Source organism: Litoribacter ruber (assembly GCF_018449405.1).
Lineage (GTDB): Bacteria > Bacteroidota > Bacteroidia > Cytophagales > Cyclobacteriaceae > Litoribacter > Litoribacter ruber.
This window is the reverse complement of sequence record NZ_JAHCMY010000001.1, coordinates 922,848-937,472: the sequence shown is the minus strand read 5'-3', so window position 1 is coordinate 937,472 and position 14,625 is coordinate 922,848. Positions and strand designations below refer to the sequence as shown.

16 protein-coding genes are annotated in these 14,625 nt (G+C 43.3%); 14 read left to right on the top strand and 2 right to left on the bottom strand.

Annotation, left to right across the window (positions count from 1 at the left end; genetic code table 11):
- Positions 1 to 24 precede the first annotated feature (24 nt).
- The 6 genes from KI659_RS04000 (at position 25) to KI659_RS03975 (ending at position 5,758) form a co-directional block, all read left to right on the top strand.
- Positions 25 to 1,203, top strand: coding sequence for an acetyl-CoA C-acyltransferase (locus KI659_RS04000; RefSeq protein ID WP_213944037.1), 1,179 nt, complete (start codon positions 25 to 27; stop codon positions 1,201 to 1,203).
- A gap of 48 nt (positions 1,204 to 1,251) precedes the next feature.
- Positions 1,252 to 2,565, top strand: a complete 1,314-nt coding sequence (locus tag KI659_RS03995; protein ID WP_213944036.1) for a toxin-antitoxin system YwqK family antitoxin — start codon at positions 1,252 to 1,254, stop codon at positions 2,563 to 2,565.
- A 116-nt stretch (positions 2,566 to 2,681) separates the two neighbouring features.
- The gene (locus KI659_RS03990) at positions 2,682 to 3,617 is read left to right on the top strand and encodes a phosphoribosylaminoimidazolesuccinocarboxamide synthase (RefSeq protein WP_213944035.1); all 936 of its coding nucleotides are present in this window, start codon (positions 2,682 to 2,684) and stop codon (positions 3,615 to 3,617) included.
- A gap of 34 nt (positions 3,618 to 3,651) precedes the next feature.
- A complete protein-coding gene (locus tag KI659_RS03985) occupies positions 3,652 to 4,026 on the top strand; it encodes an STAS domain-containing protein (protein WP_213944034.1) in 375 nt (124 codons plus the stop codon).
- Positions 4,027 to 4,028: 2 nt separating this feature from the next.
- Positions 4,029 to 4,964, top strand: a complete 936-nt coding sequence (locus tag KI659_RS03980) for a ribonuclease Z (protein WP_213944033.1) — start codon at positions 4,029 to 4,031, stop codon at positions 4,962 to 4,964.
- The gene (locus KI659_RS03975; RefSeq protein ID WP_213944032.1) at positions 4,949 to 5,758 is read left to right on the top strand and encodes a queuosine precursor transporter; all 810 of its coding nucleotides are present in this window, start codon (positions 4,949 to 4,951) and stop codon (positions 5,756 to 5,758) included. Before KI659_RS03980 ends, KI659_RS03975 begins: the two co-directional genes overlap by 16 nt.
- Here KI659_RS03975 and KI659_RS03970 read toward each other — a convergent pair whose 3' ends face one another.
- Positions 5,759 to 6,508, bottom strand: a complete 750-nt coding sequence (locus KI659_RS03970) for a TrmH family RNA methyltransferase (protein WP_213944031.1) — start codon at positions 6,506 to 6,508, stop codon at positions 5,759 to 5,761.
- Between KI659_RS03970 and tamL the strand changes: the two genes are divergently transcribed.
- From tamL to KI659_RS03955, 3 genes are read left to right on the top strand one after another with little or no spacing between them, the layout of a single operon-like run.
- Positions 6,498 to 8,942 carry a translocation and assembly module lipoprotein TamL gene (gene tamL / locus KI659_RS03965; protein ID WP_394370080.1) on the top strand — a complete coding sequence of 815 codons (2,445 nt, stop codon included), beginning with the start codon at positions 6,498 to 6,500 and terminating at the stop codon, positions 8,940 to 8,942. The two genes, KI659_RS03970 and tamL, sit on opposite strands and share 11 nt — an antisense overlap.
- A 34-nt stretch (positions 8,943 to 8,976) precedes the next feature.
- The gene (gene hemF / locus KI659_RS03960) at positions 8,977 to 9,897 is read left to right on the top strand and encodes an oxygen-dependent coproporphyrinogen oxidase (protein ID WP_213944030.1); all 921 of its coding nucleotides are present in this window, start codon (positions 8,977 to 8,979) and stop codon (positions 9,895 to 9,897) included.
- Positions 9,890 to 10,459, top strand: a complete 570-nt coding sequence (locus KI659_RS03955) for a phosphatase PAP2 family protein (RefSeq protein WP_213944029.1) — start codon at positions 9,890 to 9,892, stop codon at positions 10,457 to 10,459. Before hemF ends, KI659_RS03955 begins: the two co-directional genes overlap by 8 nt.
- Here KI659_RS03955 and KI659_RS03950 read toward each other — a convergent pair.
- Positions 10,456 to 11,049 (bottom strand): riboflavin synthase, encoded by a 594-nt coding sequence (locus tag KI659_RS03950; protein WP_213944028.1) that lies wholly within the window; start codon positions 11,047 to 11,049, stop codon positions 10,456 to 10,458. The two genes, KI659_RS03955 and KI659_RS03950, sit on opposite strands and share 4 nt — an antisense overlap.
- Before the next feature lie 122 nt (positions 11,050 to 11,171).
- Here KI659_RS03950 and KI659_RS03945 point away from each other — a divergent pair, with 122 nt between their 5' ends.
- From KI659_RS03945 to KI659_RS03925, 5 genes are all read left to right on the top strand, one after another.
- Positions 11,172 to 11,837 (top strand): protein-L-isoaspartate(D-aspartate) O-methyltransferase, encoded by a 666-nt coding sequence (locus KI659_RS03945; RefSeq protein ID WP_213944027.1) that lies wholly within the window; start codon positions 11,172 to 11,174, stop codon positions 11,835 to 11,837.
- 73 nt (positions 11,838 to 11,910) lie between these two features.
- Positions 11,911 to 12,459: an acyl-CoA thioesterase gene (locus tag KI659_RS03940; RefSeq protein ID WP_213944026.1), complete on the top strand. Its 549-nt coding sequence runs from the start codon at positions 11,911 to 11,913 to the stop codon at positions 12,457 to 12,459.
- A gap of 191 nt (positions 12,460 to 12,650) precedes the next feature.
- Positions 12,651 to 13,211, top strand: a complete 561-nt coding sequence (locus tag KI659_RS03935) for a hypothetical protein (RefSeq protein ID WP_213944025.1) — start codon at positions 12,651 to 12,653, stop codon at positions 13,209 to 13,211.
- 1 nt (position 13,212) lies between these two features.
- The gene (locus KI659_RS03930; RefSeq protein WP_213944024.1) at positions 13,213 to 13,539 is read left to right on the top strand and encodes a DUF3817 domain-containing protein; all 327 of its coding nucleotides are present in this window, start codon (positions 13,213 to 13,215) and stop codon (positions 13,537 to 13,539) included.
- A gap of 9 nt (positions 13,540 to 13,548) precedes the next feature.
- A complete protein-coding gene (locus KI659_RS03925; protein WP_213944023.1) occupies positions 13,549 to 14,571 on the top strand; it encodes a hypothetical protein in 1,023 nt (340 codons plus the stop codon).
- The last annotated feature ends 54 nt before the right edge of the window (positions 14,572 to 14,625 follow it).

Here is a 14,625-nt window from a genome sequence, read left to right as displayed (position 1 = left end):
TTAACTATAAATATATAAACCCAAATGAAAGAAGTATATATCATAGCAGCGGTAAGAACTCCCCTGGGAAGTTTTGGAGGTAAACTTAGCTCTTTGACGGCTGTTGAACTAGGCAGTATCGCGATCAAAGGCGCCTTGGCAAAAGTCGGCCTCGACCCAAAAGAAGTTCAAGAAGTATTGATGGGTAACGTAATTTCGGCCAACCTGGGTCAGGCACCTGCTCGACAGGCCGCTTTGGGAGCCGGAATCGGCACAAACGTGCCATGTACCATTGTAAATAAGGTTTGTGCTTCAGGTATGAAAGCCGTAATGTTTGGTGCGCAAAGCATCATGACTGGTCAAAACGATGTAGTCGTAGCCGGGGGTATGGAAAGTATGTCAAACGTACCTTATTATATACCAAAGGCAAGATTCGGTTACAAATACGGAAATGCTGAAATGGTTGACGGTTTGGTAAAAGACGGCCTATTTGAAGTCTACAATCAATTCCCGATGGGCAATTGTGCAGAGCATACGGCCAAGGAAATGAACATCTCCCGCGAAGACCAAGACAATTATGCCATCCAGTCATATAAAAGAAGTGCTGCTTCTTGGGAAGCTGGTGCTTTCAAAGATGAGGTAGTTCCAGTAGAAATAAAAGGCCGAAAAGGTGAGACCTCTGTAATAGATGAGGATGAAGAATTCAAGAATGTCATGTTCGAAAAAATCCCCTCCTTGCGTCCGGTTTTTGACAAGGAAGGAACTGTAACGGCAGCCAACGCTTCCACCATGAATGATGGAGCTTCTGCGATTATCTTAATGAGCAAGGAAAAAGCTGAAGAGTTGGGATTGAAGCCAATCGCAAAAATCCTTGGCTTTGCTGATGCTGCTCAGGACCCGTTGTGGTTTACCACGGCTCCGGCACTGGCTATTCCAAAGGCAATCAAAAATGCTGGCATCACGGAAGCAGACGTTGATTATTATGAAATCAACGAGGCATTTTCAGCTGTAGCAATTGCCAACCAAAAAGAACTAAACTTGGACAATGACAAGTTGAATATATTCGGAGGCGCAGTCTCTTTGGGTCACCCACTAGGAGCCTCCGGAGCAAGAATCATCGCTACCCTCAACAGCGTATTGCATCAGAAAAACGGCAAAATCGGTGTTGCCGGTATCTGTAATGGCGGCGGCGGTGCTTCTGCTATTGTAATTGAAAAAATGTAATTTCTTATTGGGCAGCTTTAGGCTGCCCAATATCTCTTTGCTTATCCTATGAAAAAGGCACCTTTCTTACTAGGTTGTTTATCTTTGATTTCCCCACTGGCCTTTGAAAGCCAGGCACAGGAGCCTGTCAGGACCTATTATGATCCAGGCCAAACTCAGGTAAGAGAAGTCTACAATAAAGTCAACAACCAACCAGAGGGCAAGTATACCCTCTACTATGATGATGGCTCATTGGCACAAAAGGGAGTTTTTAAAGAGGGGAAAAAGATTGGCGCATTTGTGGATTTTCACCCAGGTACGGAAGACACTTTGCGCATAATCAAGTATGAAGATGGCCTCAAGGAAGGTGAATCACACACTTTTTATAAAAATGGACAGGTTTCCCAAACCACCACCTACCAATCCGACATCATTGAAGGAGAAGTAAAGACTTATTATGAAGACGGTACTTTACAGTCAGTAGCCGAATTTTCAAGAAATTATCCCCACGGAAAATCATTGACCTACCACCCCACTGGAGAACTTCAGGAAGAAGCTACTTATGAGCTGGGTCAGTTGGAAGGCAAGCTAATTTCGTTTTTCCCCGACGGCAAAGTAGAAGAAGAAGCGTTTTATAAAAACGGAGAGCTCGAGGGGGATGTAAAAACCTACTTCCCGTCAGGAAAAGTGGCCTCTGTTATTTCTCACCGCCAAGGTGTAAAGGATGGTGAATTTGTCACTTACTTCGAAAATGGCCAAAAACAGCGGGAAGGAGCTTATAGAAGGGGCCAACCCCACGGGCAGTTCAAGGAGTTTTACGATAATGGAAAACTTTCCCGAAGCACCAAGTTCAAACGCGGTCAAATTGATGGTGAAATCCTGGCCTATTATCCTTCAGGACAAAAAATGGCTGTGACTACCCACGACAAATATGGAGACCCTATTCTGGCCAAAAATTTTTATGAGGACGGCAAATTGAAAAAGGAAACCCCATTTAGAGAAGGTAGAATCCACGGAAAAGAAAACACCTACTATCCTTCCGGAAAACTTCAGGAAGAAACCGCATACGTCAATGGCAGACGCGAAGGAAAGTACCAAAGGTTTGATGAAGATGGTAATCTAATCTTGGAAAGACGCTTCCGAAACGGGAAGCAGACAGGGGAAGAGATTGCCTATTTCCCTACAGGAGAAAAAGAAAGCAGTACCTCCTACATGGGCAACTGGAAGGAAGGCGCCTTTGAAAAGTATTTTCCTAATGGGAATGTAGCCGTAAAAGGTGAGTTTAAAGCCAACAGAAAGCATGGCACCTGGCAATATTTTGATGAAGATGAAAATATCGTCAAGGAGGAAGAATATAATATGGGAGAAAAATCGGCAGATTAACCGTGTAATCCTTCTGCTTTTTATATTTTTGTTTACGCTTAAGGCTCCATCCCTCTCGCTGTATTTTAAAAGAGTGGGTTGCTCCAAGAAAACATTATTTAATTAACCCAATTAGGATGAATTCCGCGATAAAAGAGACAAATTTCAACTTTCCAGGCCAGAAAGATTTCTATAGAGGCAAAGTGAGGGATGTTTACATCTTTGAAGATTCCATTGCCGTAGTAGCAACCGACAGGATTTCAGCCTTTGATGTGGTCTTACCTAAACCGATTCCTTACAAGGGCCAGGTTTTAAATCAGATTGCAGCAAAATCACTTGAAGCTACCAAAGACATTGTCCCAAATTGGGTGACTGCCCAATTAGATCCCAATGTGACTTTTGGTAAAAAATGTGAGCCTTTCAAAGTTGAGATGGTCATTAGAGGCTATTTGGCGGGACATGCTTGGAGAGAATACCGAGATGGAAAAAGAGAAATTTGTGGTGTATTGTTGCCAAACGGGTTGAAGGAAAATGATAAGCTTCCCGAGCCCATCATTACTCCTACCACCAAAGCGGACAAGGGGCATGATGAGGATATTTCCAGGGAAGAAATCTTGGCCCAAAAAATCGTCAGTGAGCAGGACTACGTACTTTTGGAAAAATATACTCGGGCCCTATTTGAAAGAGGAACCGAGCTGGCTGCAAAAAAAGGCCTGATTTTGGTAGATACTAAATATGAGTTCGGAAAATACAAGGGTGAAATCTTTTTGATCGATGAAATCCACACCCCAGACTCTTCCCGGTATTTTTATTCCGATAGCTATGAAAAAAACCAGCAGGCAAATTTGCCTCAAAAGCAGCTTTCAAAGGAATTTGTACGCCAATGGCTGATCGCCAATGGCTTCCAAGGTAAGGAGGATCAAAAAACACCATTTATGTCGGAAGATAAAGTCCAGGAAATATCCGAAAGATATATTGAGCTTTTTGAAAAGATTACCGGAGAAAAGTTTGTGAAGGCTCCTGCCGAGAATCTGACAGAAAGGATTGAAAAAGCAATTTTAAACCATATATAACAGGCCACCCAAGGTCTCTAATATTTACACTACTATGAAATATTCAGTTGATAAAAAAGAGCAATACGTAGTTTTCACCCCACACGAAGAAAAACTTGACTCTGCTCTGAGTCCTGTCTTGAAATCAGAATTGCTTACGGTACATGCTGAGGGCTACCGAAATATGATTTTGGACATGAGCGAGGTAAAATACGCGGATTCAAGTGGATTGAGTGCCTTGTTGGTTGGTAATAGGGCTTTCAATGAAGATGGCGGCATTTTCGTGATCAGCAACCCTCAGGAGCACGTAATGAAATTGATCAAAATCTCAATGCTTGACAAAGTGTTGAACGTGGCTGACAGTCATGAGGAAGCAGCTGAGGCAATCTTTATCCATGAAATCAAAAACACTTCTGACGAGGAAGAATAGAATTGGATTTCCATGTTACCATTTTAGGCTCTAATTCTGCCGCACCGGCCCACGACCGAAACCAAACCTCCCAAATAGTTACTATTGGGAGGGTTTCTGTTTTAGTGGACTGCGGTGAAGGCACCCAGATCCAATTTCGGAAATTTGGGGTTAAAACCTCCAGAATCGAATATATCCTGATTTCCCATCTCCATGGCGACCATTACCTTGGCTTGATGGGAATCCTTTCCACTTTCCACCTCAATAAGAGAACCAAGCCGCTTACCGTTTTTGGTCCAAAAGGTCTGGATGAAATCATCACCGTGCAATTGAAGTATGGCAACATCAAACTCAATTATCCGCTCAATTTTGTCCTGATAAACCCTAAAGAGAAAACTAAACTCATCGACCACAAGTTTTTCGAGGTTTACAGCTTTCCAACCAAACACAGGGTGCCCTGTACTGGATTTTTTTTCGCAGAAAAGCCCAAACCTCGCAATCTTAGAAAAGAAATGCTTTTCAAGCATAAGTTGAACCTTGAGGCTATCAATAATCTGAAAGCAGGCCGGGATGTGTTTGATGAAGAAAGCGGCGAGCTTCTGTACAGCTTGGAAGATTTCACCTATCCCCCTGCACATACGCGGTCTTATGCCTATAGCGCCGACACCATCTATGATCCAGATTTGATTCCGAATTTTGAAAGTGTGGATTTACTTTACCATGAATCCACCTTTATGGAAAGTGAAAAGGAAAGAGCACATGAAACTTTCCACTCTACCGCCTCCCAGGCGGCAAGCATAGCCAAACAGGCTAATGCAAAAAAATTACTCTTGGGTCATTATTCTGTAAGATACAAAGAACTGGATGGGCTCCTCATGGAAGCTCAAGAAGTATTTCCCAATACCGAATTAAGCATTGAAGGAAAAACCCACATTTTGGAAGAATGGAAGCCGTATTAACCGATCAAAAGTTCCAGTCAAAAAAGACCAACCTTTTCATTATCCTAGCAGGGATTTTTCTAACCAATGCAATCCTAGCCGAAATCATCGGGGTAAAGATTTTTTCTGCCGAAAAATCCATAGGGCTCTCCCCGGCCGGCTGGACGTTTTTCGGGGATTATGTTTTGGACTTTAACCTCACGGCCGGTGCCATTATTTGGCCAGTGGTTTTTGTAACCACAGATATTATCAATGAATATTTTGGCAAAAAAGGGGTAAGAAAAATCAGTTTTCTGACTGCCTTTTTCATTGCCTACATTTTCATCGTCATAACGGTGGTTACCGGACTGCCCCCCGCCCCATTTTGGCTAACGGTAACCCCAGTGGATGATGCAGGAAACGCTTTTAACATTGACTTTGCTTTTAACACCATATTCAGACAGGGGCTTGGGATCATTGCCGGCTCGCTGATAGCCTTTCTCTTGGGGCAACTTATTGATGTATTTGTATTTCAAAAACTGCGTGCCATCACCGGCCCAAGCAAAATATGGCTTAGAGCTACTGGCTCCACGGTGGTTTCCCAATTCTTTGACTCTTTTGTGGTATTAATTATCGCCTTTTATGTCTTTGGGGATTGGACTTGGCCTCAGGTGATCTCTGTGGGGATCATGAATTACATTTACAAATTCGTCGTGGCTGTGATGCTTACACCGATGCTATATCTTGGCCATAGTGTGATCGACAGATACCTAGGCAAAGATACTGCGCAAAGAATGATGGACGAAGCCTCCTCCGACACCTCGTTTTTCAACTGATTATTTCCATTGGGCCCTTCGGAAGTTGTCGCAAATGACAGCTGTTGCAATGGCTACATTCAATGATTCCGCCTGCCCAAATTGGGGAATGGTAAGTTTATGGGTGACCAGTTTTTCGACCTCAGGTGATATCCCCTTTGATTCATTACCCATCACTATCACCCCATCAGCGGGCAGATCTGAATCGTAGATGTTGTCCCCTCCCAAAAAAGTCCCAAAAATGGGTTTGCCACAATCTTGAAGAAAAAGCTCAAGATCGGTATAGTAATAATCCATTCTGGTAAAAGATCCCATACTGGAGTTCAACACTTTGGGGTTATAGATATCAGCGCATTGAGGGCTGCAAATGATTTTCTTCAATCCGTACCAATCGGCAATTCGAATGATCGTTCCCAAATTCCCTGGGTCTCTTACATCATCCAAAGCTAAAATCAGTTCAGAACTTTCGAGTTTCAAGGGACGGTTTTCTTTGATTTTAGCGACAGCGAGCGCGGCGTCATTGCTCTGAAAAGAACCCGCACTTTCCAACACTTTGGGTGTTACTTCAAATTTTTCGGCCCCACATCTCTTAATCAGGCTAATATTCTCTTGCTCAAAGGATTTTGTAAAAAGCAAATGGGTAATTTCATATTCGGAACGCAATAATTCCGTTACATTTTTGGCACCTTCTACGAAAAAAGAGTTTTCTTGCTTCCTGAATTTCTTCTGTTGCAAGGATTTAATAAACTTAACCGTATTTTTGCTGAGCATTTGGGATATCTATAGCGTGAATTACTTCAAATATATAAACTTTCTTCTGTTCCTAATCGTAACCACGGCCTGTAGTTTGACTAAAGGCCTGGAGAGGGGACAGTATTTAGTTTATAATAATGAAGTAAAAGGCATCCAAAAAGCTGATGGTGAGGCCATCCGCAACCTCATCGCCCAAAAACCCAACACCCGCATCCCGTTGACAAATTTCTCCCCCGGTGTGTTTTTTCACGATATGGGGATGGTCACCTATGACAGCGCAAAGTTAGCCGAACGGAAAAACGAATTTGAGGCAGAAAGGGAGTTGCTTGAAACCACCCTTCAAAAAGACCCCAATCAGCGAAAACTGCGCAGACGATACATCAAAGTCAACTCCCAAATTTCCAATCTGGAAAGAAAGCTTGAATACGGAAATTGGTTTATGCGTACAGGGAGTCCTAGAGTGATCTATGACAGCATCAAAACCTTTGAAACCGAAAGGCAAATCAATTACTACCTAGTCAATAATGGTTTTTTCGACGCGGAAGTGACTTCCTCCGTAAGACGGGAAAAACGTAAGGCCTTCATTACTTATGAAATAAATGAACACGATGAATACCTGATCGATTCTGTCTTTACACGGTCTGATGACAGTCACATTTACGAACTCCTCCAAAGGTCAAATAGAAGTTCTCTAATCAGCCCAAATCAACGTTACATCCAGTCCAACATCAGCAGAGAAAGGCAGCGAGTGGAGGATTTGCTCAAAGAGAATGGATATTACACATTTTCAAAATCCTATATTGAATACAACATTTATAAGGACACGGTAGAAAAACATGTGCAGGTGGAGCAAATTATCCGTAAACCGGTTTATGATGAGCAGCACCGCGTCTATAAAGTTGACTCTGTCACCTTCCGCATCTCTTCGCCCAATGACGTGATCCGTGACAGGCAGGTGGAGTCGGAATTTGACAACAAGAAGTTCATTTTCTATCGGGATCGATATGCCGAGAGAATTTTGAATTCCAGGATTTTCATCAATGAGGGCAAAGTCTATAACCGTCGAGATGTATTAGAAACCCAAAGGCAGCTGGCCAATCTGGATGTTTTCAGGTTTGTGAACATCAGCTTTGACACTCTGGGAAATAAAATACACACCAAGATATTTACCAGCCCCAGTCAAAAATATCAAGTGATAAACCAATTGGGAGCCAGTGTGACGGAGCAGTTGCCTGGCCCGTTTGTCAGCCATTCGCTGAGGAACAGGAATCTTTTTGGTGGTTTGGAGATCTTTGAATTGAATTTCAGGGCAGGTTTGGAAGGAGTTGCCTCAGCCACAGCAGAGGGAGGTGTGTATCGTAGTAGGGAGCTTAACACCTCCGCGTCCATCATATTCCCCCAGTTTCTTTTTCCTTTCAACACCTGGGCATTGAACCAATTTGGCCGGTATAACCCGCGAACAAGAGTACTCTTCGGTTATAATTATGTAAATCGGCCTGAATATGTCAGAGAGGCCTTAAACACCATTTTTGCTTACAATTGGGCCACCCGGGATTTGAGGCAGCAGTTTACACTCAATTTATTGGATGCTAACTTCATCCGCTCAAACCTCAACCCGGCATTTCAGACCCGACTTGAGGAACTTCAAGGCCAGGGAAACAACCTGATCAATTCCTTTCTCTCATCCTACGTCAGCAGCGTTTCAGGACAGGCAATTATCAATTTCAATGAATATGGCCTCTTTGGAAAAAGAAACGCCTCCTTGTTGAGGATTTTTGGAGAAAGCGGGGGAACAACCTATAATTTTCTCTCCGATGAATTCTTTGACAACCGCTCCCTAGCCTATTTCCAATTTCTGAAAGTCCAACTCGATTGGCGCAGGTATATTCCCATAAATAACCAGAGCACTTTTGCCTACAGAGCAAATCTAGGCTTGGCGCGACCATATGGCATTAGCAATGGGGTACTTCCTTATGAAAAATACTTCTTCGCCGGAGGTAGCACTAGCAACCGGGCTTGGCAGCCCCGTCGATTAGGACCCGGTTCGTTCACCCCTCAACTGAGAGAGGACGGAACATTTGACTATCGATTTGAGCAACCTGGAGAAATTGTGTTTGAAACCATGTTTGAGTACCGCAGGAAGCTCTTCGGATATTTCGACGGGGCTTTCTTCATAGATGCGGGTAATATCTGGACATTCTTGCCAGACCCCACTAGAGAAGGTGCGCAGTTTAGGGCCACTGAGTTTTATAAGGAAATCGCAGTGGGTACTGGAGTTGGTCTGCGTATGGATTTTGATTTTCTCGTGCTGAGATTGGATATGGGGGTCAAAGCCCTCGACCCCGCCCAGCCGGAGGGTGAGCGGTTTGTGTTGGATAAGATATCTCTCGCCAGGCCACTTGGAGAGCGAGGACAGGCAGTATTTAACATTGGGATAGGATATCCTTTTTGATTTTTTAATTTTGTGGTGTAATAACCAAAACGATATGCGCATCAGCAAGGAAGAAATTTCCAGGGACTTCCAGTCCATTCAAGATTACATATGCAAAGAGTTAGAACTTGGAGACGGCAAGGCTGTCTTCAAAGAGGATCAATGGGACAGGCCTGAAGGCGGCGGCGGCAGAACCCGCATTATCCAGGATGGGAATATCATCGAAAAAGGAGGCGTGGCCTTTTCAGCGGTAAGCGGCCCTACCCCGGAAAAGATTTTGGCCAAACTCAAATTGGACCAAGCGGACTTTTTTGCCACGGGCGTCTCAATCGTGATCCACCCCAAAAGTCCCATGATACCGATCATCCATATGAATATCCGCTATTTTGAGATGTCAAATGGAGTCTACTGGTTTGGTGGAGGTATTGATCTGACGCCGCATTATGTGAATTTGGAGGATGCCCAATTTTTTCATCAATCCCTGAAGGACCTCTGTGACCAATACCATCAGGACTATTACCCCAAATTTAAAAAATGGGCTGACGATTATTTCTTTATCAAACATAGAAATGAAACACGGGGTATTGGGGGGATTTTCTTTGATAGGTTGAAAGCTGATGAGGAGATGCCTTTCGAAAAGCTTTTTTTCTTCGTAAAAGAAGTGGGCTATCTTTTCCCAAAAATCTACCGCCACTACATGGCCAAAAATGCCCAACTACCCTTCACAGAAGAAAACCAAAAATGGCAGGCACTCAGACGAGGCCGCTATGTTGAGTTTAACCTCGTGTGGGATGCGGGCACAAAATTCGGGCTTGACACCAATGGGAGAACGGAAAGCATCCTAATGAGCATGCCTCCCATGGCCAATTGGGAATATATGCATCAACCGGAGGTAGGGTCCAAAGAGGAGTTTACTTTAAAGCATCTTCAAAAGGAAATAGACTGGATACATATACTTGACTCCAAAGGTGCTTGAAAAACTGATAGAACTTGATGAAAAGCTGTTTTTGCAGCTGAATGCCCTTCGAGCAGATTGGCTGGATCCTGTCATGCTGACCTTTACCGGCTCAGTCATCTGGATCCCGCTTTATCTTTTTATCCTATATTTTGTATTCAAAGACTACGGGAAGCAATCCTTTTGGTTCTTGATGGGAATTGGCCTGGCCATACTTTTTGCCGACCAAGTGGCCTCTGCCTTGATGAAACCCTACTTTGGCAGGCTTCGCCCCTGTCATGACGAACGCTGGCTGGACGATATCAATAATTATGGAGGCTGCGGGGGAATGTTTGGATTTGTCTCCTCACATTCCTCCAATGCCTTTGCCGTAGCCACTTATTTCACCCTAGTTTTCTGGGGTAAAAGAAACTGGGTTGGCTGGCTGTTCCTCTGGGCTGCCATGTATGCCTTTACCCGGGTTTATTTGGGAGTCCATTACCCTGGAGATATCATTGTAGGGGCAATAGTGGGAATTGTCGGAGCCGTCTTATCTTGGTTAGTTGCTGTATTCCTCAAAAACTATTTCACCAAAGCCCCTTAATTATCATATCCGCGAATAATCCGCTGGATATACTTTCCAATTACATCAAACTCCAAATTGACCTTGTCACCTATCTTGAGCTGGTGAAAATTGGTGTGCTCATATGTGTAGGGAATTATGGCTACAGAAAATTTCCCGTTCTTGGAGTTAAAACAGGTTAGACTGGTGCCATTGATGGTGATGGAACCCTTTTCAACCGTGACGTTACTTTTACCGGGATCGAAGCCGAAATCAAAAACCCAACTACCATCCTTTTCGCTTATGTTTTCCACTTCACCGACTTGGTCCACATGGCCCTGTACAATATGGCCATCAAAGCGTCCATCGGCAGCCATGCACCTTTCCAAATTGACCTTTTGCCCAATCGACCAATCACCAAGGTTGGTCTTTTGCAGCGTCTCATCTATCGCAGTCACAGTATAATTCACCCCATCAGTCTTTACTACTGTCAGGCAAACCCCATTATGGGCGACGGACTGATCGATCTTGAGCTCAGGGGCAAGTGAGGCGGCAAGGGTAAAATGTACATTAGTCCCTTCTTTTTCAATGTTTTTTATTTCTCCTAAAGCTTCAATAATTCCTGTAAACATCTTTGCTGATTTTTAAAATGCAAATACTCAGCTGCAAAATGATATCTTGCGACTGTAATTCAAATTAAGCCATTTAAAGCCGTAACTTTGCAAAAATACCACTTTTAGAAACATAATAGTTAATGATTAGACTTGAGGACACCTATCGCCACAAAGGCCAAAGAAGGGAATTAGTAAACCTGTTGAGAAAAAAGGGAATCACGGACGAGGGCGTCTTGAATGTGATTAATGCCATCCCAAGGCACTTTTTCTTCGAAAGCGCACTGCATTCCCATGCCTATGAGGACAAGGCGTTTCCAATTGGTGAGGGGCAGACGATCAGCCAGCCCTACACCGTGGCCTTTCAGACTGAGCTTTTGGAAGTCAAGCAGGGCGATAAAATCCTGGAAATAGGAACGGGCTCAGGTTATCAGGCAGCAGTTCTTTTTCTCTTGGGCGCTGAGGTTCATTCCATAGAGTATCAGCCAAAGCTTTATGAACGCACCAAAAAGTTCTTGCCCCGCCTTGGCATAAACATCAACTTTTACCAAGGTGACGGTTCCAAAGGACTTCCAGCCCAAGCCCCTTTCGACAAGATCATCGTTACCGCAGGCGCCCCCGTGGTGCCCCATTCCCTGCTTGAACAGCTGAATGTAAATGGCATCTTGGTCATTCCAGTGGGGGACCGCAACTCCCAGAAAATGCTAAAACTCACCAAGGTTTCCCCTACCGAAATCATGCAGGAGGAATACGATAATTTTGCCTTCGTACCGCTTTTGGGTGATGAAGGATGGAAGCCTTCAAAATAAAATTCTGATTTTATAATGGGTTTTTCATGATGTAAAAATTTAATTTCTTATTTTTACATTAAATAAAGTTTTTATGGTAAAGCAGAAATTAGTAAGCGAATCAGAAGTGGTCATGACCGAATTGGTGCTACCAAACGACACCAATCCTTTAAATAACCTCATGGGTGGAAGACTGATGCATTGGATGGATATTGTAGCCGCCATTGCTGCCCAAAAACACTCCAACAGGATCGTGGTAACTGCAGCTGCGGACAGCATTTCTTTTCAGCACCCCATTGCCCTGGGCAACGTGGTTACATTGAAGGCTCAAGTCACCCGCTCCTTCAACTCTTCCATGGAGGTGTTTATCGAAGTGTGGGCGGAAGATATTCCTGCAAACAAAAAGGTCAAAACTCACCGCGCATTTTTCACCTTCGTGGCAGTAGACCAAAACGGAAGACCTATCGAGGTTCCTTCAGTAAAGCCTTCCAATCCAGAGGAAGAGGAGTTGTACGCAGGTGCACTTCGTCGACGCCAGTTAAGATTAGTTTTGGCCAAAAGAATGAGTCCAAACGACGCAGTAGAGCTCAAGTCAATCTTTAATTTTGACGAGCCTGACAAAACTGCCAAGAAAGACAAATAATACAACCTACTTTGGCATACAGCGGGAGGCTGTAAAGGATAACCCCCTTACCGCCTTCCGCTTTCTTTTTTTTGTGAAGACGGTCCTCTGTCAAACTTCATTTAAACTACGCGAAGCTTTTCCATTATTTCCCCCAATTTTTATCCTTCCTAATAATTGCTTAAAGCCCAATTTTTAGGCAAATTAGCCGTATGGATGAATTGAACCTAAGCAGCCTAAGCCTATTCATTACCGAGGAAATGGTAATCATACCAGAGGAGCTACAAAAGATCTCCCTTTCCCAAAAATTCAAGAACAATGATGCGCTGATTCCCCATCAGAAAGAATTAGTACAAGAAAATGGCAATGTGGCGGAGATCCAGATTGAGGACATCCTTGCCCAAGTCAAGGGGCAATTCCAAAAAGGAATAGTTGTCATTCATGAGGGACATGAACTTGAAAGCAGTCTTCAGGAATTTTTGTTGAAAATCCTCGGAGCGGTAAACTGTTCACTCAAAGACATTGCATTGATAGGCGCTGACAACATTGAAAACATGCCTGAGTCTTGTATAGATGTCCTCAATCCCAATAAAATAATCGTCTTTGGCTTGATTCATCACCCCATATTTGAACACAAAAAGAGCAAATACATCATTACCCAACCAAGTTTTGAGATTTTGTTTGCGGATGATCTTAAGGACATTTCCGAGAATGTGGCCTTGAAAAAGCAGCTTTGGACCAGCCTCCAATCTTTATTTCAAATCAACAAATAATATGACCCCTAGCGAAAAACTAAAAGTACTCAATCGGTTTAGATTTATAAGTATAGCTGAGGGAATATCATTCTTGGTGCTGTTGTTTATAGCCATGCCTCTCAAATACACCATGGATATGCCTTTGGCAGTTACCTATGTGGGCTGGGCACATGGCGCATTATTTGTCCTGTACATTTATATTATTTTTCCAACAAGTAAAAAACTTCAGTGGTCTTATGCGAAGACCTTTTGGGGACTGGTGGTTTCCGTATTACCATTCGGGCCCTTTCTATTTGACAGAAAGTTGAAAAAAGAATATCATTATCTGGAAGGACAAAAAGCCTAAGCACACCCTATGGCGCTAATCAGCAAAAAGAAAATTATCTACCCTATCAATGGCATTTTGAGGAATTATTTGGTCAAATATGGCCGGGAGGTGGATATTCCGATACACTATAAGGAATTGCTGCGCTATACCAGTTCAATTGCCCTGTATGATTACAAAGGCAATGACACACTTTGGGAGACGGTCTTTTTTGATGAGTCTGACAGAAATGAAATATACTTTAACTTAAAGAAAATCTATTCACTGCTCAAGGCTGAAGGCGACATGGGTGTGATGGAACACCTTTATGTAGATCGGGTCGACTTATGTATCTATGGTAATACGCAGCCTTTCCGGGTACGGATTGTCAATAAAATCAACGACAATTTCGATTACTTTTATATAAAAAATGCTGATGCCAGCAGGGTTTACGGTTTGGAGCTAGAGCATTTACTCAGCCCCAACAGGATCAATTACCTTGTCTATCGCGACACACTGATTGAAGAGCATATCGCCGGGATTCCCGGGGAAATGTTCATGCGCCAATACATCAACAGTAGCCTTTTAAATCCTATTCGTTTAGCGAAAGAGTTTGTAAAATTCAATGAGAGGTGCTTTGTGCGTTTGTTGGGTGATATGCATTCCAGCAATTTTGTGGTGGACATCACACCTGATTTTGAGGAGATCCATTACAGGATCAGAGCTATAGATTTTGACCAACAGTCTTATGAAGGGAAAAAGAGCATTTATCTCCCCCAGTATTTCAAACAAAACAACCCCTTAATCCAGCTAGGCATCAAGCACATCACCTCAGAATCCATGGTCCAATACCAGCGGGAAGAGCGGGCTTTGATCGCCAACCGCCTGAAAACTGCGCCAACGGAAATTGAAGACATTCTTTTGGCCATGGAAGAGGATAATATTTCCACTCCTGAAAACATCAATTCGCTTAAAAAAGACTTAGCCAGACATCATAAAAATGATGATTTTTTAAAGTGTACCAAAATGGGCCAAATACTGCGATTAAATCTGCAGCAGGTAATCACTAAATAAAGAAATCCTGTAAAAACATTCTCCTCCTATCCATGTTTAAGTAATAGAAACAGG

Bases quoted from the DNA above. Each gene is read 5' to 3' on its own strand.
- KI659_RS03935 (WP_213944025.1), top strand. From the start codon at position 12,651: ATGGATGAATTGAACCTAAGCAGCCTAAGCCTATTCATTACCGAGGAA.
- KI659_RS03985 (WP_213944034.1), top strand. From the start codon at position 3,652: ATGAAATATTCAGTTGATAAAAAAGAGCAATACGTAGTTTTCACCCCA.
- KI659_RS03930 (WP_213944024.1), top strand. From the start codon at position 13,213: ATGACCCCTAGCGAAAAACTAAAAGTACTCAATCGGTTTAGATTTATA.
- KI659_RS03940 (WP_213944026.1), top strand. From the start codon at position 11,911: ATGGTAAAGCAGAAATTAGTAAGCGAATCAGAAGTGGTCATGACCGAA.
- KI659_RS03925 (WP_213944023.1), top strand. From the start codon at position 13,549: ATGGCGCTAATCAGCAAAAAGAAAATTATCTACCCTATCAATGGCATT.
- KI659_RS03970 (WP_213944031.1), bottom strand. From the start codon at position 6,508: ATGCTCAGCAAAAATACGGTTAAGTTTATTAAATCCTTGCAACAGAAG.
- hemF (WP_213944030.1), top strand. From the start codon at position 8,977: ATGCGCATCAGCAAGGAAGAAATTTCCAGGGACTTCCAGTCCATTCAA.
- KI659_RS03945 (WP_213944027.1), top strand. From the start codon at position 11,172: ATGATTAGACTTGAGGACACCTATCGCCACAAAGGCCAAAGAAGGGAA.
- KI659_RS03995 (WP_213944036.1), top strand. From the start codon at position 1,252: ATGAAAAAGGCACCTTTCTTACTAGGTTGTTTATCTTTGATTTCCCCA.
- KI659_RS03990 (WP_213944035.1), top strand. From the start codon at position 2,682: ATGAATTCCGCGATAAAAGAGACAAATTTCAACTTTCCAGGCCAGAAA.
- KI659_RS03950 (WP_213944028.1), bottom strand. From the start codon at position 11,049: ATGTTTACAGGAATTATTGAAGCTTTAGGAGAAATAAAAAACATTGAA.
- KI659_RS04000 (WP_213944037.1), top strand. From the start codon at position 25: ATGAAAGAAGTATATATCATAGCAGCGGTAAGAACTCCCCTGGGAAGT.
- KI659_RS03975 (WP_213944032.1), top strand. From the start codon at position 4,949: ATGGAAGCCGTATTAACCGATCAAAAGTTCCAGTCAAAAAAGACCAAC.